At 70.8% G+C, this 22,318-nt stretch carries 22 protein-coding genes; 7 read left to right on the top strand and 15 right to left on the bottom strand.

Features of this window, described 5'->3' with window-relative positions; genetic code table 11:
• From LDO26_RS05415 to LDO26_RS05405, 3 genes are read left to right on the top strand one after another with little or no spacing between them, the layout of a single operon-like run.
• On the top strand, positions 1-474 hold the full coding sequence (locus tag LDO26_RS05415; RefSeq protein ID WP_232130053.1) for a molybdenum cofactor biosynthesis protein MoaE: 474 nt from the start codon (positions 1-3) through the stop codon (positions 472-474).
• A complete protein-coding gene (locus LDO26_RS05410) occupies positions 471-1,523 on the top strand; it encodes a Vgb family protein (protein WP_232130052.1) in 1,053 nt (350 codons plus the stop codon). The genes LDO26_RS05415 and LDO26_RS05410 overlap by 4 nt, the downstream gene beginning before the upstream one ends.
• A gap of 17 nt (positions 1,524-1,540) precedes the next feature.
• A complete protein-coding gene (locus LDO26_RS05405) occupies positions 1,541-2,101 on the top strand; it encodes a hypothetical protein (RefSeq protein ID WP_232130051.1) in 561 nt (186 codons plus the stop codon).
• Between the two features lie 169 nt (positions 2,102-2,270).
• Here the strand turns inward: LDO26_RS05405 and LDO26_RS05400 are convergent, their stop codons facing one another.
• The 5 genes from LDO26_RS05400 to LDO26_RS05380 form a co-directional block, all read right to left on the bottom strand.
• On the bottom strand, positions 2,271-3,743 hold the full coding sequence (locus tag LDO26_RS05400) for an aldehyde dehydrogenase family protein (protein WP_232130050.1): 1,473 nt from the start codon (positions 3,741-3,743) through the stop codon (positions 2,271-2,273).
• A 59-nt stretch (positions 3,744-3,802) separates the two neighbouring features.
• A complete protein-coding gene (locus LDO26_RS05395; RefSeq protein ID WP_232130049.1) occupies positions 3,803-5,458 on the bottom strand; it encodes an acetolactate synthase large subunit in 1,656 nt (551 codons plus the stop codon).
• A gap of 105 nt (positions 5,459-5,563) precedes the next feature.
• Complete coding sequence (gene xseA, locus LDO26_RS05390) at positions 5,564-6,898, bottom strand: exodeoxyribonuclease VII large subunit (RefSeq protein ID WP_232130048.1); 1,335 nt, start codon at positions 6,896-6,898, stop codon at positions 5,564-5,566.
• Positions 6,899-7,519: 621 nt separating this feature from the next.
• A complete protein-coding gene (locus LDO26_RS05385) occupies positions 7,520-8,083 on the bottom strand; it encodes a response regulator transcription factor (RefSeq protein WP_232130047.1) in 564 nt (187 codons plus the stop codon).
• Positions 8,080-9,312: an ATP-binding protein gene (locus tag LDO26_RS05380; protein ID WP_232130046.1), complete on the bottom strand. Its 1,233-nt coding sequence runs from the start codon at positions 9,310-9,312 to the stop codon at positions 8,080-8,082. Before LDO26_RS05380 ends, LDO26_RS05385 begins: the two co-directional genes overlap by 4 nt.
• 115 nt (positions 9,313-9,427) lie before the next feature.
• On the opposite strand from LDO26_RS05380, the gene ispG reads away from it, so the two are divergent.
• Positions 9,428-10,717, top strand: a complete 1,290-nt coding sequence (ispG, locus tag LDO26_RS05375) for a flavodoxin-dependent (E)-4-hydroxy-3-methylbut-2-enyl-diphosphate synthase (protein WP_255682019.1) — start codon at positions 9,428-9,430, stop codon at positions 10,715-10,717.
• Positions 10,707-11,417: a phosphatase PAP2 family protein gene (locus LDO26_RS05370; protein ID WP_232130045.1), complete on the top strand. Its 711-nt coding sequence runs from the start codon at positions 10,707-10,709 to the stop codon at positions 11,415-11,417. The genes ispG and LDO26_RS05370 overlap by 11 nt, the downstream gene beginning before the upstream one ends.
• 202 nt (positions 11,418-11,619) lie before the next feature.
• Here LDO26_RS05370 and LDO26_RS05365 read toward each other — a convergent pair whose 3' ends face one another.
• The 7 genes from LDO26_RS05365 to LDO26_RS05335 all read right to left on the bottom strand — a co-directional run bounded on the left by LDO26_RS05365 (position 11,620) and on the right by LDO26_RS05335 (position 18,124).
• Positions 11,620-12,153, bottom strand: a complete 534-nt coding sequence (locus LDO26_RS05365) for a DUF2939 domain-containing protein (RefSeq protein ID WP_232130044.1) — start codon at positions 12,151-12,153, stop codon at positions 11,620-11,622.
• A 247-nt stretch (positions 12,154-12,400) separates the two neighbouring features.
• Complete coding sequence (locus LDO26_RS05360) at positions 12,401-13,108, bottom strand: LytR/AlgR family response regulator transcription factor (RefSeq protein ID WP_232130043.1); 708 nt, start codon at positions 13,106-13,108, stop codon at positions 12,401-12,403.
• Positions 13,105-14,229: a sensor histidine kinase gene (locus LDO26_RS05355; RefSeq protein ID WP_232130042.1), complete on the bottom strand. Its 1,125-nt coding sequence runs from the start codon at positions 14,227-14,229 to the stop codon at positions 13,105-13,107. Before LDO26_RS05355 ends, LDO26_RS05360 begins: the two co-directional genes overlap by 4 nt.
• A 5-nt stretch (positions 14,230-14,234) precedes the next feature.
• Positions 14,235-15,512 (bottom strand): ABC transporter permease, encoded by a 1,278-nt coding sequence (locus LDO26_RS05350; RefSeq protein ID WP_232130041.1) that lies wholly within the window; start codon positions 15,510-15,512, stop codon positions 14,235-14,237.
• Positions 15,505-16,218 carry an ABC transporter ATP-binding protein gene (locus LDO26_RS05345; RefSeq protein ID WP_232130040.1) on the bottom strand — a complete coding sequence of 238 codons (714 nt, stop codon included), beginning with the start codon at positions 16,216-16,218 and terminating at the stop codon, positions 15,505-15,507. Before LDO26_RS05345 ends, LDO26_RS05350 begins: the two co-directional genes overlap by 8 nt.
• Positions 16,215-17,414 (bottom strand): efflux RND transporter periplasmic adaptor subunit, encoded by a 1,200-nt coding sequence (locus LDO26_RS05340; protein ID WP_232130039.1) that lies wholly within the window; start codon positions 17,412-17,414, stop codon positions 16,215-16,217. Before LDO26_RS05340 ends, LDO26_RS05345 begins: the two co-directional genes overlap by 4 nt.
• Entirely contained in the window at positions 17,411-18,124 is a 714-nt protein-coding gene (locus LDO26_RS05335; RefSeq protein WP_232130038.1) for a YIP1 family protein, read from the bottom strand. Before LDO26_RS05335 ends, LDO26_RS05340 begins: the two co-directional genes overlap by 4 nt.
• 234 nt (positions 18,125-18,358) lie before the next feature.
• On the opposite strand from LDO26_RS05335, the gene LDO26_RS05330 reads away from it, so the two are divergent.
• Both LDO26_RS05330 and LDO26_RS05325 read left to right on the top strand, forming a co-directional pair.
• Positions 18,359-18,571 carry an AbrB/MazE/SpoVT family DNA-binding domain-containing protein gene (locus LDO26_RS05330; RefSeq protein WP_232130037.1) on the top strand — a complete coding sequence of 71 codons (213 nt, stop codon included), beginning with the start codon at positions 18,359-18,361 and terminating at the stop codon, positions 18,569-18,571.
• 24 nt (positions 18,572-18,595) lie between these two features.
• A complete protein-coding gene (locus LDO26_RS05325; RefSeq protein WP_232130036.1) occupies positions 18,596-18,754 on the top strand; it encodes a PIN domain-containing protein in 159 nt (52 codons plus the stop codon).
• A gap of 31 nt (positions 18,755-18,785) precedes the next feature.
• Here LDO26_RS05325 and LDO26_RS05320 read toward each other — a convergent pair whose 3' ends face one another.
• The 3 genes from LDO26_RS05320 to LDO26_RS05310 are packed head-to-tail and all read right to left on the bottom strand — an operon-like array spanning position 18,786 to position 22,281.
• Positions 18,786-19,472 (bottom strand): DUF2461 domain-containing protein, encoded by a 687-nt coding sequence (locus LDO26_RS05320; protein WP_232130035.1) that lies wholly within the window; start codon positions 19,470-19,472, stop codon positions 18,786-18,788.
• Positions 19,469-20,926 (bottom strand): exodeoxyribonuclease I, encoded by a 1,458-nt coding sequence (gene sbcB, locus LDO26_RS05315; protein WP_232130034.1) that lies wholly within the window; start codon positions 20,924-20,926, stop codon positions 19,469-19,471. Before sbcB ends, LDO26_RS05320 begins: the two co-directional genes overlap by 4 nt.
• Entirely contained in the window at positions 20,923-22,281 is a 1,359-nt protein-coding gene (locus LDO26_RS05310) for an FAD-dependent oxidoreductase (protein ID WP_232130033.1), read from the bottom strand. Before LDO26_RS05310 ends, sbcB begins: the two co-directional genes overlap by 4 nt.
• Between the last annotated feature and the right edge of the window lie 37 nt (positions 22,282-22,318).

Below are 22,318 nucleotides of genomic sequence, written 5' to 3'. Positions count from 1 at the left end.
ATGACCCTGTCCACTGCCGACGGCCCCGCGTTCCGGCTGGCCGATGCGCCGTTCGACATCGCGCCGCTGCGCCGGCGCCTGCTGCACGACAGCGCCGGCGCCTTCAGCAGCTTCGAAGGCTGGGTGCGCGACCACAACGACGGTCGCCCGGTGCACGGCCTGCGCTACGAATCCTATGTCGCGCTGGCCGAGCGCGAAGGCGCGCAGGTGATCGACGAAGCGCGTGCGCGGTTCGCGCTGGTCGATGCGCTGTGCGTGCACCGCATCGGCGACCTGGCGATCGGCGACCTGGCCGTCTGGGTCGGCGTCTCGGCCGCGCATCGCGGCGCGGCCTTCGATGCCTGCCGCTACATCATCGACGAGGTCAAGGCGCGCGTGCCGATCTGGAAGCATGAACGCTATGCCGACGGCGACACCACATGGCTGCACCCGGAAGCCGATACCGGCCCCGCTCCCGGGCGGGGGGCGGCATGAGCCGCGCGCACCGCGTGCTGGCTGCGCTGGCGGTGCTGGCGTGGACGGCCGCGCTGCCCGTGCTTGCACGAGACGTCCCGGTGGAAAACGCGCCGGCACGCGACACGCTGCTGGTCGGGAACAAGTCCGACGACACCGTCTGGCGCCTCGACCTCGACAGCGGCCGCCGAATCGCCGAGCTGGCCAGTGGCACCGGGCCGCACGAGATCGCGGTCGCGGCCGACGGGCGCATGGCGGTCGTCACCGACTACGGCCGCGGTGCCCCGGGCGCCAGCCTGACCGTCGTCGACCTGCGGACGCAGGCCACGCGTTCGGTCGACCTGGGCGACCACCGCGGCCCGCACGGCATCCGGCTGCTGGCCGACGGCAGGACTGCGCTGGTCACGACCGAGCGCAGCGGGTCGCTGCTGCGCGTCGATCTGGCGCAGGGGGCGGTGCGCGATGCCATCGACGTCGGCGACGGCACCGGCCACATGGTCGCCCTGTCGCGCGACGGCGCTACCGCGTTCGTCAGCAAGATCGCCACCGGCACGGTGTCGCGCATCGATCTGGCCAGCGGCACGAAGATCGGTGAGCGTCCGGCGGGCGAGGGCGCCGAAGGCATCGAGGTGGCGCCCGACGGGACTGTGTGGGTGACCAATCGCGCCGAGGACACGGTGACGGTGCACGATCCGGACACGCTCGACATCGTCGCCACGCTGCCCAGCGCGGGTTTCCCGATCCGCGTGGCGTTCACGCCCGACGGCCGCCACGCACTGGTCACCAATGCGCGGGCCGCGACGCTGTCGGTGTTCGACGCAGCGACGCGTGTCGCCGTGGCGACCGTCGACCTGGCGCCGCCGGACGCCGAACTGCACGAGACCATGCTCGGTCGCGGCGCGCTGCCGATCGGCGTGATCGCCGATCCCGTGCGGCCGCGGGTCTATGTGGCGGTCAGCGGCGCGGACCGCATCGCCGTCGTCGACACCGGCGACTGGACGGTGCGCGATTACTGGCCGACGGGCCGCGAACCCGATGCACTCGGCCTGGTGCCGGTGGAGATCGACTAATGCGGCCCGCGGATTCCTTGCCTGCCAACGCGCTGCTGGCCGCCTGCGCGGCCTTTTTGCTGGCCGCGTGCCGGACCACGCCCGCGCCGGAACCCGAGCGGCCGAACCTCGGCGAGGTCGGCGCGGAACTGATGCAGCCGGCGGTCGGCGCGACGCGCATGGCGCTTGCTGCCGGTCAGCGTTTCGTGTTTCCGAACCTGACGGGACCGGCGGCATTGCCGGAATATCCGCCGGAGTTGCTGCCGCTGCGCCTGGATCCGGTGGTGGCCTGCGCCGACGTGGTGATCGGCGACGACGGCCTCGTGCGCGAGGTTCTGCCGCGGACCGAGCATTGCGAGGGTGCGGGCACCTCGCCGCACCAGCCCGCGTTCGAGGCCGCGACCCGCGAGGCGGTGCTGGGCTGGGAATACGCCCCGGCGCTGGTCTGCCAGGCGCCGGCTGGCTTCACCGGCGACGACGCCTGCACGGCCGAGGGCATGGTCGAGACGCCGACCGCGGTGCGGCTGTCGTACCTGTTCCGTTTCAGCCAGCGCGATGGCGTGCCGGAGGTCGAGCGGGGGGCGTCGGGTAGTCGATGAAGGGCCCTGGACGACGGGAATGTCGGGGTTTCCGTCCGTCGTCCCCGCGCGGGCGGGGACCGGTGCCTGCCGGTCCGGCCGCGCAAGTCGCTGGGTCCCCGCCTGCGCGGGGACGACGGCTTCATCGGTTTTCGCGGGATGCGGACCGCTTCCGGGTTGACCGCTCCGATCAAACCGGGTCGCGGATCACCAGCAGCCGGTCCTCGGTCATGTCGCGGATCGCGTAGCGCACGCCCTCGCGGCCGATGCCCGAGTCCTTGACCCCGCCGTAGGGCATGTTGTCGACGCGGAAGCTCGGCACGTCGCCGACGACGACCGCGCCGGCCTCGATCCGGTCCCAGGCGCGCATCGCATGCGCGAGATTGCCGGTGAACACGCCGGCCTGCAGGCCGAAGTCGCTGTCGTTGGTACGGGCGATCGCGGTGTCGAAGTCGGGCACCGGCTCCAGCAGCGCCACCGGGCCGAAGACCTCCTTGCGGTAGAGCTCGGCATCGTGCGGCACCTTCTCCAGCAGCGTCGCCGGGATGAGGTTGCCCTCGCGCCGGCCGCCGGCCAGCAGCTTCGCGCCGCCCTTGCGCGCCGCGGCGATCCAGCGCTCGATGCGGTCGGCGGCGTCGCTGTCGATGACCGGACCGATGAAGGTGCGCTCGTCGCGCGGATCGCCGGTGCGCAGCGCGGCGGTGGCCTTCTTCAGCTTGCGGCGCAGCGCGTCGTGGATGTCGGCGTGCGCATAGATGCGCTGCACGCCGATGCAGCTCTGGCCCGACTGGTAGTAGGCGCCGAACACGATCCGTTCGACCACGTGGTCGAGGCTGGCGCCGGGGTCGGCATCGACGATGCAGGCTGCGTTGCCGCCCAGTTCCAGCGTGACCTTCTTCTTGCCGGCGCGCGCCTTCAGGTCCCAGCCGACCAGGCCGCCGGTGAAGCTGAGCAGCGCGATGCGTTCGTCCTCGGTCAGCGCGGCGGCATCGTCGTTGCTGCACGGGATCACCGAGAACGCGCCCGGGGGCAGGTCGGTCTCGGCCAGGATCTCGCCGATGATCAGCGCGCCGACCGGGGTCTTGGCCGCGGGCTTGAGCACGAACGGGCAGCCGGCCGCGATTGCCGGCGCGACCTTGTGCGCGACCAGGTTCAGCGGGAAATTGAACGGGGTGATGAAGCTGCACGCGCCGATCGGCACGCGCTTGACCAGCCCGCGGTAGCCGCGGCTGCGCTGGGAGATCTGCAGTTCGACGGTCTCGCCCTCGACCCGCGTCGCCTCGCCAGCGGCGATGCGGAAGGTGTCGATCAGCCGCGTGACCTCGCCGCGTGCGTCCTTGATCGGCTTGCCGGCCTCGATGCACAGCGCCAGCGCCAGTTCCTCGGCGCGCTCGCCGAAGCGGCGCACGCAGTACTCGAGCACGTCGCGGCGACGGTCCGGGGTGAACGCGGCCATCGCGTCGCGCGCGCGGTGCGCGGCCACGATCGCCTTGCGGATCGCGGCCGCGTCGCCCATCGCCACGCGGGTGGCGACCTTGCCGCTGTACTTGTCCAGCACCTCGAGGTCGGTATTGGCCGCGACCGCGGTGTTGGCGAGGTAGTAGGGATAGCTGCGAGCGAGGCCGGTACTGCGCTTGGCGGAGGTCTTCTTCGGCTTGGCCATGGTGGGGTCCTGTCGTGATGCGGGAATGGGCTGCAATCGCGTCGCGCGCCAAGGCGCGTCTACGTGGGCGGTGGCAACGCCGCGCTCATCCGCGGGATCTCCTCGTTGAGCAGCGCGTCGTCGCGGCCGTAGTCGATCGCCACGTCGATGACATCGACGCCGGGCGCGTCCAGCGCATCGCGCAGCATCGCGCGGAACTGGCCGGGCGAGGCCGGACGATGGCCACGGGCGCCGTAGCTTTCGGCGTAGCGGACGAAGTCGGGATTGCGGTAGTCCATGCCGAAGTTCGGATAGTCCTCGTGCGACTGCTTCCACTTGATCATGCCGTAGGCGTCGTCGCGCAGCACCAGGACGGTCAGGTCCAGGCCCAGCCGCACCGCAGTCTCGAGTTCCTGCGAGTTCATCATGAAACCGCCGTCGCCGCAGACCGCCAGCACGCGGCGCCCGGGATGCACCAGCTTCGCCGCGATCGCCGACGGCAGGCCGGCGCCCATCGTCGCCAGCGCGTTGTCCAGCAGCAGGGTGTTGGGCGCGTGGCAGCGGTACTGGCGCGCGAACCACAGCTTGTACAGGCCGTTGTCGAGGCAGGCGATGTCCTGCGGCGCCAGTGCCTCGCGCACGCACTGGACCAAGTGCGGGATGCGCAGCGGGAAATGCGCATCGGCCGCCAGCGCGGCGATCTGCGCGCACAGCGCATCGCGGGTCCGGTCGAAGAACGCGAAGTCCCAGTGCGGCTGCGGCGTCAGCGCGTCGGTCAGCTGCCAGACCGCGTTGGCGATGTCGCCGACGACCTCGATCTGGGGGAAATAGACTGCATCGACGTGGGCGCTGGAATGGTTGACGTGGATCACCGTGCGCCGGCCCTCGTGCATGAAGAACGGCGGCTTCTCGATCACGTCGTGGCCGATGTTGACGATGCAGTCGGCCGCGTCGATCGCGCGGTGCACGAAATCGTGGTCCGACAGCGCCGCGGTGCCCAGCCACAGCGGTCCGGTCTCGTCGAGCACGCCCTTGCCCATCTGGGTGCTGAAGAATGGGATGCCGAGCTTGTCGACGAAGCCGCGCAGCATCTTCGACGTGGTCTTGCGGTTGGCGCCGGCGCCGATCATCAGCAGCGGGTGCTTCGCCTGCCGGATGGCCTCGGCGGCGCGGGCGACGGCCTTGTGCTCGGCGACGGGGCGGCGCACGTACGAGGGCGGCAGCAGGCGCGCCGTGGTGTCGTCGCCGGCGATGTCCTGTGGCAGTTCGAGGTGGGTCGCGCCGGGGCGCTCCTCCTCGGCCAGCCGCACCGCCTCGCGCACGCGCGCGGGAATGCTGTCGGCCGACACCAGCTGGCGGGTGTACTTGGTCAGCGGCCGCATCATGTCGACCACGTCGACGATCTGGAAATGGCCCTGCCGGCTGCTGCGGATCGGCTTCTGGCCGGTCAGCATCAGCATCGGCATCGCGCCCAGCTGGGCGTAGGCCGCGGCGGTGACGAGGTTGGTCGCGCCCGGGCCGAGCGTCGACAGGCACACGCCGGCGCGGCCGGTGAGGCGGCCGACGGTCGCGGCCATGAAGCCGGCGGCCTGCTCGTGGCGGGTCAGCACCAGGCGGATGGTGGAGCCGCGCAGCGATTCCAGCAGGTCGAGATTCTCCTCGCCGGGAATGCCGAAGACGTAGCCGATGCCTTCGGCCTCCAGCGCGGCGACGAACAGGTCGGATGCCTTGGTCATCATGGCGCCTCGATCACGGTCGACCTGCAAGCCTGCCAGAGGCGGCGTGAGCATCGGGCGATGGGATGGCCAGCGCCGCGACGCTGGCGAATGATGCTCGGCCTCTCAGTCGACGACGCGCAGCGGGATGCTGCCGTCGCGCACGCGTGCATCCAGGCGGTCGCCGGGGGCGACGTCGGCGACGCTGCGGACGACGCGGCCGTCGGGGTGCTGCAGGATGCTGTAGCCGCGGGCGATGGTCGCCAGCGGGCTGACCGCCTCGAGCGAGCGCGCCAGCCCGCGCAGGTGCAGCGCATCGCGCTGCAGGCGCCGTGCAAGTGCGGCCTGCGGGCGCGGACGCAGCGCATCGAGGCGCTGGCGCAGCAGTTGCAGGCGGCGGCCGGGTGCGGCCGCGCGCAGTACCGCGTCGACGTGGCGCAGGAGTGCCTGGTGCTGCTGCAACCGGTTGCGCATCGCCGCGTCGAGACGGCGCATCGCGTCCTGCTGGCGTTGGCGCAGCGCCTCCAGGCGCGCCTGCGGCCGCAGCGCCTGCAGGCGCAGGCCGGCGCGGTCGACGCGCTGCGTGCGCTCCTGCATCGCGCGCAGCCGGTGGGTGTCGACATGCCGCTGCAACTGGCGGGTACGGCCCAGCAGCTCGGCGCGTTCCGGGGTCAGCAGCTCGGCGGCGGCCGAGGGCGTCGGCGCGCGCAGGTCGGCGGCGAAGTCGGACAGGCTGAAGTCGGTCTCGTGGCCGACCGCGGACACCACCGGCACGGGCGCGGCGGCGATCGCACGCGCCAGCGCCTCGTCGTTGAACGCCCACAGGTCCTCGAGCGAGCCACCGCCGCGGGTCAGCAGGATCGCGTCGTAGCGGCCGCTGGTGCCGGCCAGTTGCAGCATCGCGGTGATCTGCGCGGCCGCGCCGCTGCCCTGCACCGGCACCGGCAGGATGTCGACCTCGAGCAGCGGGAAGCGCCGCGCCAGCACGCTGAGCACGTCGCGCACCGCCGCGCCGGACGGTGAGGTGATGACCGCCAGGCGTCGGGGGAACGCGGGCAAGGCGCGCTTGCGCGCCGCGTCGAACAGGCCCTCGGCCTGCAGCCGCGCCTTGAGCTGGTCGAACGCGCGCCGCAGCGCACCTTCGCCGGCCTCCTCCAGCGTGTCGAGGATCAGCTGGTAGTCGCCGCGCGCCTCGTACAGCGTGACCCGGCCGCGCGCCAGCACCTGCATGCCGTCGCGCGGCTGGAACCGCAGCCACTGGCTCTTGGGTCGGAACAGTGCGCAACGGACCTGCGCACGCGCGTCCTTGAGGGTGAAATACAGGTGCCCGGACGCCGGGCGCGAGACATTGCCCAGTTCGCCCTCGACGAATACCAGCGGAAAGGTGTCTTCCAGCAGGCCGCGGGCCAGGGTGTTGAGCTGGGACGGCGACAGGATCTCGCCGGTGATCGCATCGTTCATCGCCAAAGCATAGCGTGCGTCATGAATGTTCCCCGGCTACCGCGTCCTTCTCCCTTTGGGAGAAGGCGCCCGCGGGGCGGATGAGGGTGCTTTTCGGGTGGCCCGCCAAAAAAGCATCCCTCACCCGACGCGCGCTGCGCGTCGACCTCTCCCGGAGGGAGAGGTGCCGGATCCTCGCGAGCCGAGACGTGACGTGAATCAGGCGCCGCTGTCCGTTTCAGTCGAACGGCGCTCGATCCCGCTCAACCTTTCTCCCTTTGGGAGAAGGTGCCCGCAGGGCGGATGAGGGTGCTTTTCAGGCGGGCTGCCAAAAGCATCCCTCACCCGACGCGCTGCGCGCGTCGACCTCTCCCGGAGGGAGGGGTGCCGGGTCCTCGCGAGCCGAGACGTGACGCGAGTCAGGCGCCGCTTTCCGTTTCAGTCGACGGCGCTCGATCTCGCTCGGCCCTTCTCCCTTTGGGAGAAGGTGCCTGCAGGGCGGATGAGGGTGCTTTTCAGGCGGGCTGCCAAAAGCATCCCTCACCCGACGCGTTGCGCGCGTCTACCTCTCCCGGAGGGAGACGTGCCTGTGTTCGATCCGGGACGTGGTGCCGGTGAGGCGCCACTTTTGCTCTCGGCCTCTCAGTCGAACGGCTTGCGCTCCGGACCGGGGCGCTTGGCCAGCTTGCGCTGCAGCGAGCGGCGGTGCATGCCGAGCAGGCGCGCGGCGGCGGAGATGTTGCCGTCGGTCTCGGCCAGCGCCTGCTGGATGTGCTCCCATTCCAGCCGGTGCAGCGGGATCATCGTCGGGCTGTCGGGGGTGGCGTCGCCGCCATCGTGCAGGTGGGGGCCGTCGGGCGCGTCGACCTGCAGCAGGCGCACGATCGCGTCGGCCGACACCGGCTTGGGCAGGTAGTCGTCGGCGCCGCGCTTGATCGCCTCGACCGCGGTCGCGATGCTGGCGTAGCCGGTCACCAGCAGGATGCGCATGTCGCCGCGGATCGCGCGCAGTGGCGCGACCAGGTCCAGCCCCGATTCGCCGGCCAGCTTCAGGTCGACCAGCGCGAACGCGGGCCGCAGTTCGCGCGCCATCGCCAGCGCCGACGTCGCGTCGGTGGCGCTCTCGCAGTCGATGCCCCGCCGCTGCAGGGCGCGGCGCAGCGCGTCGAGATAGAGCGTGTCGTCGTCGATCAGCAGGCCGGTCATCGTCGCGGGGCTCCGGTGGGGGCGTCGGGGGTCATCGGCACGCGGAAGCGCACGCGCGCGCCGCCGCCCTCGGCATCCTCGATGTGCAGGTCGCCACCGAGCTGTTCGACGGCCGCGTGCGACAGCGCCAGGCCGACGCCCAGGCCATCGGGCTTGGTGCTGCGGAACAGCACCGGCAGGAACGAGGCCTCGCCGTCGAACGCGGGGCCGTAGTCGCGGATCTCGCCGATCAGCATGCCGTTGCGTGTCTGCAGGTCCAGGTCCACGCGCGAGCGGCCGTTGCCTTCGCTGGCATCGGCGGCATTGTTGAGCAGCGCCAGCAGCAGGTGGCCGAGCGAGCGGTCGATGCGGCGGTCGCCGTCGACGTTGCCGCTGCGCTGCAGGCTGACCGCCGGGCGCACCAACTGCCAGTGCTCGAGCACGCGGCCGAGGTCGACCGTGGTCGGCGCCGCCGGGTCGGCCGGGTCGGCCAGCGAGCGCACCCGGTCGCGGCAGATGTCGACCAGTCGGCGCAGGGTTGCGACGTCGGCGGCGGCATCGTCGGGACGCGCCTGGGGGTCGAGGTCGTCGAGCAGCAGGGTCATCGTGCCGAGCGGGGTGTTGAGTTCGTGTGCGACCGACGCGGCGTGGGTCGCCAGCGCCAGGATGCCCTCGTTGCGGGCGAAACGCTCGCGCAGCGCGGACAGTTCCTGCTCGCGCTGGTCGCGCGCGGCGACCAGCCGGGTCAGGAAGTAGACCACCAGCGCCACCGAGACCAGGAAGTTCACCGCCATGCCGACGAAATGCAGGTCCAGGCTGTCGTCGTGGCCGTGCGGCAGCGGCTGGCCGAACGCGACCGCCAGCAGGTAGCCGGCCACGCAGGCCAGGGCCGTGGCGACCGCCCACTGCACCGGCAGGGCCAACGCAGTCAGCGCGATCGGCAGCAGGAACAGCGATGCGAAGGGGTTGGCGATGCCGCCGGTCCAGGCCACCAGCCAGGCCAGTACCGCGGTATCGACCAGGCCGTGGGCGAAGGCCTCGGCCGGCGCCGCGTCGCGGCTGCTGCGCAGGCGCAGCCCGACGAGCAGGTTGAACCCCGCCAGCAGCGCCACGCCGGCCCACAGCGGCCACGCCGGCAGCGCCAGGCCGAGGCCGTGGCCGGCCAGCAGGATCGTCACCGACTGGGCGCCGACGGCGACCCAGCGCAGCGTGTACAGCGTCCTGACGAGGGTCGTGGCGGGGGACTGCATGGCGCGCACATCGTAATCCAGCGCCATGCCGGCCGCGCTGCGACGCGGCGTCGCAGCGCCGGGCATTCCACGCGGCGTCAGCCGGAACGCGGCCCCGCCGCGCTAAAATGCACGCATGTCCGCCCAGCCCCAGCTCCAGCCCTGTCTGTCCGAACCGGTCGCGCTGCCCGCGTTCGGTCCCGCGCCCCGCCGCGCGACCCGCCAGGTCCGGGTGGGCGGCGTCGCGTTGGGCGGCGACGCGCCGGTGGTGGTGCAGTCGATGACCAATACCGACACCGCCGACGTCGCCTCGACCGCGAAGCAGGTCGGCGAGCTCTGGCGCGCCGGCTCGGAGCTGGTGCGCATCACCGTCAACAACCCCGAATCGGCCGCCGCGGTGCCGCGGATCGTCGAGCGGCTGGCGATGCAGGGCATCGAGGTGCCGATCATCGGCGACTTCCACTACAACGGCCACCAGCTGCTCGAGCGCGAGCCGGCCTGCGCCGAGGCGCTGGCCAAGTACCGCATCAACCCGGGCAACGTCGGTTTCGGCAAGAAGCGCGACACCCAGTTCGCGCAGCTGATCGAGTTCGCGATGCGCTACGGCAAGCCGGTGCGCATCGGCGCCAACTGGGGCTCGCTGGACCAGTCGCTGGCCGCCACGCTGATGGACGAGAACGCGTCGCGCGCCGAGCCCTGGGACGCCGGCCGGGTGCTGCGCGAGGCGCTGATCCGCTCGGCGGTCGACTCCGCCGAGCGTGCCGTGGAACTGGGGCTCGGCCGCGACCGCATCGTGCTGTCGGCCAAGGTCAGCGGCGTGCAGGAGCTGGTCGCGGTCTACCGGGACCTGTCGGCGCGCTGCGATTTCGCGCTGCACCTGGGCCTGACCGAGGCCGGCATCGGCAGCAAGGGCATGGTCGCCTCCAGCGCCGCGCTGGCGATCCTGATGCAGGAAGGCATCGGCGACACCATCCGCATTTCGCTGACGCCCGAGCCCGGCGCGCCGCGCACCAAGGAGGTCGTCGTCGCCCAGGAGCTGCTGCAGACGATGGGCCTGCGCGCGTTCACGCCGATGGTGACCGCGTGTCCCGGCTGCGGCCGCACCACGTCGGAGTTCTTCCAGGAGCTGGCCGGCGTCGTCCAGGACCACGTGCGCGAGAAGATGCCCGAATGGAAGATCACCCATCCGGGCGCGGAGAACATGACGCTGGCGGTGATGGGCTGCGTGGTCAACGGCCCGGGCGAATCGCGCCACGCCAACATCGGCATCTCGCTGCCGGGCACCGGCGAGGCGCCGTCGGCACCGGTGTTCATCGACGGCGAGAAGGCGGTGACGCTGCGCGGCGAGAACATCGCCCACGAGTTCGTCGCGCTGGTCGACGACTACGTGCATCGCCACTACGGGCGCGGTGCGGATGCCGGCTGAGCCGGCGGCGACCGGTCGTGCGCCGGCGCTGGAGGGCGAGGACGCAGACGAGGCCCGCGGGCTGCTGCGACGGCACGGCTGGAAGCTGGCGCTGCTGTTCGTCGGCGTCCTGCTGCCGATGTGGGGCTTCATGGAACTCGCCGACGAGGTCCACGAGGGCGAGGCGTTCCCGTTCGACGATCCGGTCCTGCTGTTCGCCAACGATCTGGCGCACGACGGGCTCGACCGCGTCTTCCTGTTCTTCTCGGAGATCGGCTATGCCTGGGGCGTGGTCCCGGCCGACATCCTGCTGGTCGCCGGGCTGCTGCTCGCGCGGCGCTTCCGCAAGGGCCTGTTCGCCGCCGCCGCGCTCGGCGGCTCGGCGCTGCTGAACCTCGGTACCAAGCGGCTGTTCGCCCGCGACCGGCCGAACCTGTGGGACTCGATCGCGCCCGAGACGACCTACAGCTTTCCCAGCGGCCACGCGATGGGCTCGATGACGCTCGCGCTGGTGCTCGTCCTGCTGCTGTGGCCGACGCGCTGGCGCTGGCCTGCGTTGATCGCGATGGCGGTGTTCGTGCCGATGGTGGGCCTGTCGCGGGTCTATCTGGGCGTGCATTACCCCTCCGACATCCTCGCCGGCTGGCTCGCGGCGTCGGTCTGGGTGGTCGGCGTGTATCTGCTGCTGTACCACCCGCCAAGGCGCTGGTGGGTGAAGTAGGGCGGATCTCGACCCGCCATCCGCATCGAGGCGATGAAGCGTCGGGATCCGTCCTGCGGCAGTTGGTTGGCATCGCGGCAGCTGCTGCGAGTGCGCTGGCGCGTTTGCCCTCACCCCACCGCCTGCGCTGCAGGCGGTTCCCCCCTCTCCCGCAGGCGGGCGAGGGACGTTGGTGTCTCCCGCCTGTGGGCGGGAGAGGATTCTAGGTGGGCAAGCGGATGTCGGACAGCTTCCAGCCGATGCCCTTGCGGGTGAGCACGAACACGATCGGCCGGCCACGGTCGTCGCGGACGGTGGCGGTGAAGCGCGACGGCGAGTGGTAGCGGTAACGGGCGTCGGCCAGCAGGTCCGTCTGCGTGGCGTCACCGCCGTCGTCGAGCAACGGCGCGCCCGTGGACAGGTTCCAGATCCGGCGCCCACGCATCAGCGCGCTCAGGCCGACCGGGTTGACCATCAGGTCGACGCCGCTGCCGACCGCGCTGCCGGCCAGTTGCAGGCCGATCGCGCCCAGCAGGCTCGACTGCACGTCCGCGCCGGCCCCGCGCACCATGGCGTCGGCCAGCTGCAGGCGCAGGCTCTGGCGCAATGCCGGGAAATCGACCTGCTTCGACAGCGCCCGCGAATCCTCGGCCTGGACCGCGGCGCGGATCGCGTTGATCGTCAGGAAGGGCCCTGCGGCGGTGTAGGCCAGCAGCAGGACGGCGACGATGGCGGACGACCAGGCGAGCTTCTTCATCGGCGGCGTGGAGCAGGAAGGTGCTCCGATTGTCCGGGCGGCGAAGGGATGAAGGCTGAACGGAGGTTTCCGGTGGGCGAGCGCGCTGGTCCGGGGTCGGGGAAGCGATGCCGCTCCCGCGTCGGCGGCGTTTCTTCATCGTGCAACGTCCTCCGGATATCAGGAGCCGAGGCTCCGTCTTCCCCGCCTGCGCGGAGACGACGAAGAAGACGGCGCAACGATGTTTCCCGCGGATCGGAATCCCCGGTCAGAAGATCTGCCCCATGCGCTGCTTCAGCAGTTGCGCCTGGCGCCGGCTGACCGCGACCCGGCTGCCGTCGGGCAGGGTGGCGAGCGAGCCGGTGCCGACGTCGGGCTCGATCGCGGCGATCGCGTCGAGCCGCAGGATGTCGGCGCGGCTGACCCGGAAGAAGTAGTTCGGGTCCAGCCGCTGCTCGATCCGGTTCAGCGAACTCTGCAGCCAGCTCTTGCCGTGCGCGCAGTGCACGCGTGCGTGGTTGCCGATGCTCTCGAAGCGGTCGATCTCGCGCAGGCGGACGATGCGCGCCTGCTCGCCGAAGCGCAGCAACAGGCCGTGGTCGTATGGCAGCACGCTGCGGGTCGACGGCTGCGCGCGCAGGCGCTCGAGCGTGCCGGCGAGCCGCTCGGGCACCACCGGCTTGACCAGGTAGTCGACGGCGTTCAGCCCGAAGGCGTCGATGGCGAAGCTGTCGTAGGCCGTGCAGAACACGAACCGCGTCTGTCCGGCGAGTTCGGCGGCCAGGGTCAGGCCGGTGGTTTCGGGCATCTGGATGTCGAGGAACACCACGTCCGGCGACAGCGCGGCGACCTGCTGCAGCGCGGTCGCGGCGTTGTCGGCCTCGCCGACGATCTCCACGTCCGCATGCGCGCCGAGCAGCCGGCGCAGTTCGGTGCGCGCCAGGCGTTCGTCGTCGACGATCAGCGCGCGGATCATCGCGGCAGCTCCAGCCGCACGAGGAAGCGCGCACTGTCGTGCTCGACGTGCAGGCGGACCCGCTCGTCGCCGGCCAGGCTCACGCGCTCGCGCAGGTTGGCCAGGCCGTGGCCGCCGCTATGCTCGGCCACGCCGCGGCCGATGCTGTTCTCGACCTCCAGCGTCCAGCCGCGACCGGCCGCCTGCGCACGGATCGACAGCCGTCCGCCATCGCGGTTGGGCGCGATGCCGTGCTTGATCGCGTTCTCGACCAGGGTCAGCAGGGTCAGGATCGGCAGCGTGCGCGGCATCAGAGCCGGATCGAGGTCGACCTCCAGCCGCAGCCGCGATTCCAGCCGCACCGCTTCCAGGTCGAGATAGCGCCGGGCGATCTCCCAGTCCTCGGCCAGCGTGGTCTCGGTGCGGATCCCGGCGCTGAGATGGAAGCGGAACAGCTCCGAGAGCTGCGTCACCAGCTCGGCCGCGCGTTCGCGGTCCTCGAAGATCATGCCGCGGATGGTGTTGAACGCATTGAACAGGAAATGCGGACTGAGCTGGCCGGTCAGCAGTTGCAGCCGCGCATCGCGGACCTGGCGCTGCAGCTGGCGCCGGCTCTCGAATTCCTTCCAGGCCAGGTACAGCACCGACCACAGCAGCAGCATGGTGAACTGGTTGAAGCCGCCGAGCAGTATCAGCTGTGTGGTGCCGACATCGAAGTCATAGGCGCTGTCGCCGGCATGGAAGCGGATCTGCTCGAAGTTGATGCCGTCGCGCGGCGTGATCAGTTTGCCGAGCAGGTAGCTGGCCAACAGGTTGATGTAGCCGTATACGAACAGCAGACCGAGACCGGCGAGCAGGCTTCGCCAGGTCGGGCGCCGGTGGACGAAGAACATCAGCAGCAGCGGGCGGATGAGCACGTGCGTAAACAGAAGCAGGAGTCCAGCATCGGTCAGAAAACGGAAGACCATGTGCGCCGGTTCGCGGGCCTGCGCGCCACTGGACTGCGTGAGTGCCAACGTCATCAACGCAGATAGACCGAAGACCGTGCACAGGAACAAGGCCTGCGCGATCCAGTAGCCGCGGCTGGCGTGTCGCACGTGCCAGCGCCATTGCGCGGCGAAGCTCTGTCGGGAAGCGGGCATGGCGGTCATTCGTAGCGCAGCGCGTCGATGGGATGCAGCCGGGACGCCTTCACCGCCGGCGCGAGGCCGAACACGATACCGATCAGCGAAGTGAATCCCAGTGCCAGCATCATCGCCCAGACCGGCACCGCGGCGCCGCTCATGCCCGGAATGAACAGCGCCAGCAGCGCCGCCAGCCCCCAGCCGAGCAGCAGCCCGACCAGCCCGCCGAACAGCGACAGCACCACCGCCTCGATCAGGAACTGCACCAGGATGAAGCGTGGCGTGGCCCCGAGCGCCTTGACGATGCCGATCTCGCGGGTCCGCTCGGTCACCGATACCAGCATGATGTTCATGATGCCGATGCCGCCGACGATCAGGCTGATGCCGACCACGCCGCCGGCGACCAGGGTCACGCCGCGGATGATCGCGTCGAACTGTTCGCGGATGCGCTCGGCGGTGACGAACTCGAACGGGTCGGGTTCACCTTCGGCCACCCGGTGGCGGGCGCGCAGGATCTGGCCCATCTGCTGCTGGATCGCGGGCAGCCGCTCGGTGCCGGCGGGCCGGAACATGATCTCGATGTTGCGTTCGACCCGTTCGCCGTTGAGCGAGCGCATCGTCGAGAACGGCGCGATCACGTAGTTGTCCTGGTCCATGCCGAACAGGCTGCCGCGGCGCTCGGCCACGCCGATCACCCGGAACCATTCGCTGCCGATGCGCACGAACTGGCCGATCGGGTCGCCCGGGATCTCCAGCTTGTCGACCACGCTGGCACCAAGCACCGCGACCCGGCGCCGGCGCTCGTCGTCGCTGGCGGTCAAAAAGCGCCCGCGCTCGGGATACACCCGGACCACGTTCTGGTAGCTGCTGTCGGTGCCGATGACCTGGGTCTGGGTGGTGTTGCGGCCGTGCGAGACGCCGCTGCCGAAACTGTAGGCCTGCATCTGCGCGGTCATGTCGAGGACGCCCGGTACCCGGCCCTGCAACGCCAGGAAGTCGTTGTAGTCGATACGGTTGCCGGTGCCGAGCAGGGTCTGCTCGGTCGAGGTCCAGGCGCGCAGGGTCACCGTGTCGCTGCCGAGGTCGTCGAGCTGGGCAACGATGTTGCGGCTCAGGCCCTGCATGATCGCCACGACCGCGATCACCGCGGCCACGCCGATGATGATGCCCAGCGCGGTCAGCGCGCTGCGCAGGGCGTTGGCGCGGATCGCGGCGAACGCGGCGCGGCTGCCCTCCAGCACCGCGTGCACCAGGCCGCTGGAGAGGTCGGCCTCGTCCGCGTGCAGGATGCGGTCAGCCATGCGCCACCTCCGGTCCGGGCTGGCGGCGGTCCTCGGCGATGCGGCCGTCGACCAAGCGGATGCTGCGTTGGCAATGGTCGGCAATCTCCGCTTCGTGGGTCACCAGGATGATGGTCTGGCCCTCGGCATGCAGCTGGTCGAACAACCGCATGATCCCGGCCGTGGTGGTGCTGTCGAGGTTGCCGGTGGGCTCGTCGCCGAGCAGGATGCGCGGCCGCGTGACCAGCGCGCGGGCGATGGCGACGCGCTGGCGCTGGCCGCCGGACAGCTGGCCGGGCAGGTTGTCGAGCTTGTCGGCCAGGCCGACACGCCGCAGCGCTTCCAGCGCGCGCCGCCGGCGCTCGGCGCCGGCCATGCGCCGGTACACCAGCGGCTGCATCACGTTGGCCAGCACGCTGGCGCGCGGCAGCAGGTTGAAGCTCTGGAAGATGAAGCCGATCGCGCGGTTGCGCGCGACCGCGAGCTGGTCCTCGTCGAGGCCGGCCACGTCGCGGCCGTGCAGCAGGTAGCGGCCGGCATCGGGCACGTCGAGGCAGCCGAGCAGGTTCATCAGCGTCGACTTGCCGGAACCGGACGGACCGACGATGGCGACGTATTCGTTCTCGTCGATGCGCAGCGACAGGTCGGCGAGCGCGGTGAACCAGCCGTCGCCGATACGGTAGCGCTTGGCGATGCCGTGCAGTTCGATCACCGGCGTGGCGGTCATGGTGCCGGCTCCTGTGTCGGCGCCGGTGCTGCATCGGCCGTATCCGCCGCGCCGTCGGCGGTCGCGACACGCTGCCCGTCGCTCAGCTGCGCCAGCATCCGGCCCGGTCCGGTGACCACGCGCTGGCCGGCGTCGAGGCCGGATTCGATCGCCTGCTCGATGTCGTTCGACAGTCCCGGCGTCACCGCCGTGCGCCGCACCGTGCCGTCGTCGGCCAGCCGCCAGACGAAGGCGCCGCCGGCGTCGCGGCGCAGGGCGGCGACCGGCACCTTGAGGGTGTCGCCGCCCTGCGTGGTGACGATCTCGGCGCGACAGCTCATGCCCGGCGACAGGTCCTCGCCGCCGCCGTCCAGCAGCACGCGCACACGGAACGCGAGGCCTTCGCTGGTGCCGATCTTGCGCGCCGACGAGCCGATGTGAACCACGCGTCCGGGAATCGCGGCCTCCGGACGCGCGGCCGCGAACACCTCGACCGCCTGGCCCGGGCGGATCCGGGCGATGTCGGCCTCGTCCACGCGCAGTTCGGCGAGCAGGGCGCTGGTGTCGGCCAGGGTCATCAGGTCCGAGCCGACGATATTGGTGGTACCGGCGATCACGGTCTCGCCGGGCTTGATGTCGACCGAGATGATCCGCCCGGCGATCGGCGCGCGGAACTCGCTGCGGCGCAGCTGGTCGGCGGCCTGGTCGCGCAGCGCCAGCTGCTGGGCCAGCGCCTGCTGCGCCTCGCCGACCTGCAGCGCCGACATCTGCTGGCGGCTGCGCAGCTGGTCGACCATGTCGCGGCTGACCAGTTGCCGGTCGAGCAGGCCGCGCTGGCGTTCCACCTGGCGGCGCAGGTCGGCGTCGGCCTCTCGCAGGCGCCGGATCGACAGCTGCGCCGCCTCGACGCCGGCATTGGCGCTGGCGAGGTTCGCGGCGAAGGTCTCGCGGTCGAGGAACAGCAGCAGCTGGCCCTGTTCGATCTCGTCGCCTTCCTCCACCAGCACCTCGGCGACCCGGCCGCTGACTTCCGGACGCAGCTGGATCTGGGTCTCGAACACCAGGTTGCCCGAGGCCAGGGTGGTGTCGGCCAGCGGTCCCTGCGCGGCCGTGGCGACGGTGACCTCCGGCGCCCGCCCGCCGCGCCCGGACGACAGCGCGACCAGCATCGCGATGCCGCCGAGCAGGCACAGCGCCAGGACCAGTTTCCTCTTCATACGAACAGCGCCCAGACGCCGAACACCAGGATCCACGGCAGCGCGGCCAGCGCGGCGGCGCGTGCCCACGAGGCCTGCGTCCACACGCGGATGCCCACCGCCGCCAGCACGATCGACCACAGCTGGAACAGGCCCAGGTTCGAGGCCCAGTTGGCCCAGCGGTGGCCCGGCGGCAGGTCGAGCACGAGGCCGTTGAGCGAGGCGTAGCCCAGCTGCGTCAGCGGCTGGTCGGGCGCCTGCGCGAGCAGTGCAAGTGCGATCAGGCCGAGCGCGTAGAGCACCTGCGGCAACTGGGTCCAGACCGTGAACCGCAGCCACTGGCCCCAGCCGTGCCGCGGCCCGCGGGTCGCCAGCCGTTCGAGCAGCATGTACACCGAGCCCAGCAGCACGACCAGCAGGCCGCTCGCGAAGACACCACCGATCGCGCTGATCGGTGCCGTGTACGGCGCCATCGCCAGCAGTTGCGGCCGGACCTGGGCCAGTTCCTGCCCGGACATACGCGCGCCCATCTGCTGGACCTGCTGCTCGACGATCCACTCGGGCGACATCGGCGTGATGAACACGTACAGCGCCACGACCGTGATCGCGCTGGTCAGCAGGAACGCACCCCAGCCCCAGAAGCGGCGCGTGGGCAGTGCCTCGAACAGCGAGACAGGGGCGAGAAACAGGTCGATCAGGCCGCTTGTGAAACTGGAACTGGGGCGGGACATGGCGCACCTCGGAGTTGTCGAGGCGCCAACATCGCAAGCCGGCCCGCGCGGCGGTTGCGGAAAGTGACCGGCGGTCGGGCGCGGTGGGGAACGGTCGACGCGGGCCCAGGCAGGGTGGGGCCCGACCCGCCACTCGTGTGAAGCGCCAGGACGGGCCGACCCGCGCAATGGCTGGTCTCATTGGAAGGACTGCGTGTTCTTACGAATCATCGATCGATGCCATGAAGGTACGGAATGACCGCAACCGCCACCTTGTCCAGCAAGTTCCAGATCTCCGTGCCCAAGGCGGTGCGCGAGGCGCAGCATTGGCAGGCCGGCCAGAAGTTCGTGTGCATTCCGAAGGGCAAGGGCGTGCTGGTGATCCCGGTACCGGAACTGGATCAGCTGGCGGGCATCGCCAAGGGCGCGCGCACCGACGGTTACCGCGACCGCGAGGATCGCTATTGATGGCAGTGCCGCCGCGCGTGGTCGATGCTTGCCGCGGACCTGCATCGCGAGCACAAGCTGGCGGCCGCCGATGCCATCGTCTATGCGACAGCGCGACACCAGGGGGCGGAATTGCTGACCTGCGATGCCCGTTTCGAAGGGCTGTCCGGGGTGGCGCTGTTCCCGAAGCCTGCGCACGGCTAGCAGGCCTGTTGCGGTCGTCAGGAATCCGAACTCAGAATTCCAGATCCAGCGCCGCGCACAGGTAGTCGACGAACGGGCCCAGCGTTGCGAGGTCTTTCGCGATGGTCTGCCGCAGTCGCGGCCCGGTCATCGTGTCGTCGCCGAGCGTGCGCCAGAACACCCAGTTCCTGTGCTTGAGGTCGTCGATGTACTCGAAGTCGGCCGGGAAGCCGCGCGGCGGGCGCACCAGCATCTCGCTGGTCTCGAACTCGAAGCGGCGGCGCAGTTTCGGGTCGTGCGCGGCGGCCTTCCAGCTGCCGGGGTTGTCGACGATGAACTGGCGGATCCGGCGCTGGGTCGGCGGTTCGGGATGCCACACCCCGGCGCCGACGAAACTTTCGCCCGGTTGCAGGTGGACGTAGAACGAGGGCGCCGGCACCTCGCGGCGCCGTTCGTGGAACAGCCGCGCGCCCTGCCAGGACTTGTACGGCGACTTGTCGTTGGAGAAGCGCGCGTCGCGGTAGATGCGGAACAGCGAGCCGCCCTGGGTGCGTGGGTCGGCGCGGAAGTGTCCGCTGACAGCCGCGAGGTCGGGCTGCAGGTCGGTGATCAGTTGCAGGAACGGCTGGCGCACGTGTGCTTCGTAGTCGGCCTTGTGCGCGGCGAACCAGGTCTTGTCGTTGTTGCGGGCCAGCCCGCGCAGGAATTTGAAGCTCTTGTCGCTGAAATAGGTGGTCATTCGGTTGTCGGGGCGGTCAGCTGCGCCTGCAGGTCGCGGCCCCAGTCGCCGAGGGCGTCGAGCAGCGCGCGTTTGTGGAGGTCGTCGGGATTGTCGAGGCGCAAGGCCGCGATCTGCGTGAAATAGTCGTCCAGGCCCAGCTCGGACAGCGTGGTGCCCGGCGCCAGGCGCGCGCGTCGGTAGTCGTCCCAGCGCGTGCGCTCGTCTGGCGTCAGCGTGTCGGGCCAGTTGCGCGCGCGGTAGCGGAACAGCAGTTCGGGCAGGCGTGGGTCGGCGAAACCGAAATCGCGCGTGCCCAGCTGCGCCGGCGCGGTCGCGCGGACCTGGGCGCAGCGCCGGCGGTCGCCGTCGCCGATGAAGCCGTCGTACAGCGAGCCGTCGACATCGGACGGTGCGTACTCGCGTTCCAGCGCGTAGACGCGGCGGATTTTCTCGGCCAGCGCCGGTCCCGCGGCGCGCAGGCGCGCTGCGCGGGCCTCGGTCGCGACGGAATCGATCGACAGGCGCTGCAGGTCGGCCTCGCGCAGGTGGTCCCAGGCGACCAGCGCCGGACAGCGGTTGCTGTGCACTTCCTTCAACGGCACCCGGCGCACGCCCTCGGGCAGGTCCTGGCTGCGCACGAACAGGCGCGCGGCGATCGCGTCGGCGTCGAGGTCGAGCAGGGCGTCGGGGTCCTCGTCCAGGTCGAACACGATCACGCGGCTGTCGATCTTCGGGTGCCGCGCCAGCGGCAGCACCGGCGCGGCGCACAGGCGCGCGGCCGGATAGCGCTGCGAGACATGCAGCACCGGCGTCATCGCGACGGTGTCGAGCATCGACGACGCGTGGCGCTTGTCGCGCAGCTTCGCGGTGTAGTCCCACAGCCGCGGCTGGGCATTGCGGAACAGGCGGGCGATGCCGATCAGTGCGCGCACGTCCGACAGTGCCTCGTGGGCGTCGCCCTGGCGCACGCCGTTGGCCTCGGCCAGGTGCTCGAGCTTGAACGAGGTCGCGCCGTCCTCGCGTTGCGGCCAGACCAGGCCGTCGGGACGCAGGGCGTGCGCCAGCCGCATCACGTCGAGCAGGTCCCAGCGCGAATTGCCGCCGCGCCATTCGCGCTCGTAGGGATCGTGGAAATTGCGGAACAGGCCGAAGCGGATGAATTCGTCGTCGAAGCGCAGCGAGTTGTAGCCCAGCGTGCAGGTTTTCGGCCGGGCCATCTCGTCGACGATGCGCGAGAACGCGTCGGCCTCGGTGATGCCGTCACGCAGCGCGGCCTGCGGGGTGATGCCGGTGATCAGGGTGGCGACCGGGGAGGGCAGCAGGTCGTCGGCCGGACGCACGAACAGGTCGACCGGTTCCTCGATCTCGTTGAGCGCGGCATCGGTGCGGATCGCCGCGAACTGGGCGATGCGCGTGCGCCGCGGGTCGGCGCCGAAGGTTTCGAGGTCGTAGAACAGGAACGTATCGCTCACGCGCGCGCCTCCGCCAGCGGTTCCAGCGTGGCGAGGACGTCGCGATCCAGCGCCGCCCAGTCGACCGCGTCGAGGGTGTCGATGCCGGCAGTCGCGCGCTGCAGGATGTCGCGCTGCAGTTCGCTGCGATGCAGGGCGGTCGCATAGGGGATGCGCATGAAGGTCACCATCGCGTAGTGCGGGATGAAGCGGTCCGGATGGCGCGCCTGCAGCTGCAGTTCCAGCGCGCGCTGCAGCAGGTAGTCCGGATCGTCGACCCGGTCGCGCATCTCGTGGTAGTTCTCCAGCGCCATCTGCTGGATCGCGCGGGCGTTGGGCTTGCGCTCGGCCTCGAAGGCGGCGAATGCGGCCGCGCTGTCGCCGCCCGCGCACAGGTGGTTGGCCAGCGCCACGCAGTCCTCGAACGCGCAGTTCATGCCCTGGCCGTGGAACGGCACCATGGCGTGCGCGGCATCGCCGATCAGCACCGCCTGCCCGCCGAGGTGCCAGCGCTCGAGGTACAGCGTGGCCAGCAGGCCGACCGGGTTGTCGTCGAAATCCCGGGCCAGGTCGGGAATCAGCGGCACTGCATCGGGGAAGTCGCGCTGGAAGAAGGCCAGCGCCTGGGCGCCCTCGGTGATGGTTTCGAAGCTCGGATACGGCCCTTCGTGCGGCATGAACAGCGTCACCGTGAAGGTGCGCTCGTCGTTGGGCAGGGCGATGCACATGTAGTGGCCGCGCGGCCAGATGTGCAGGGCATTGGGTTCGATCTGGAACCCGCCGTCGTAGCCGGGCGGGATCTCCAGCTCCTTGTAGCCATGGTCGAGCCAGTCGGTGCGCTCACCGAGGTCGGCGCGCTGCAGCATCTGCGCGCGCAGCGTCGAGCCCGCGCCGTCGGCGCCGATCAGCAGCGCGAAGCGGTGCTCGTGTTCGGCCAGGTCGCCGCGCAGCCAGAGGGTGGACGCGGCGAAGTCCACGCGGTCCAGCCGGCGGTCGAAATGCAGGCGCACGCCGGCGGCCTCGGCGGCGTCGAGCATCACCACGTTGAGGTCGCCGCGGTTGATCGACCAGATCACCTCGCTGTCGTCGCGCCCGTAGCGCTGCAACTGCGGTTCGCCGCCGAGCGGATGCACCATGCGGCCGCGCATCATCACCGCCTGCTGCAGCACGTTGCCGTCGACACCGGCCTGGCGCAGCGCATGCAGCCCGCGCTCGGCCAGCGCGAGGTTGATCGAGCGCCCGCCGGCATAGCCGAACCGGCGCGGGTCGCCGCGGCGTTCGAACACGTCGACCTGCCAGCCGCGCTGGGCCAGCAGGATCGCCTGCAGCGCGCCGGCCAGGCCGGCGCCGATGATCGTGACGTGGCGCGTGGCCATCAGCGCGGCGCCCCGCCGAAGGCTTCGGACGCGGGAT

Origin of the sequence: Proluteimonas luteida, from assembly GCF_021191695.1 — a bacterium.
Lineage (GTDB): Bacteria > Pseudomonadota > Gammaproteobacteria > Xanthomonadales > Xanthomonadaceae > Luteimonas > Luteimonas luteida.
The sequence above is the reverse complement of the archived record's forward strand: the minus strand, read 5'-3'. Positions and strand labels throughout refer to the sequence as shown.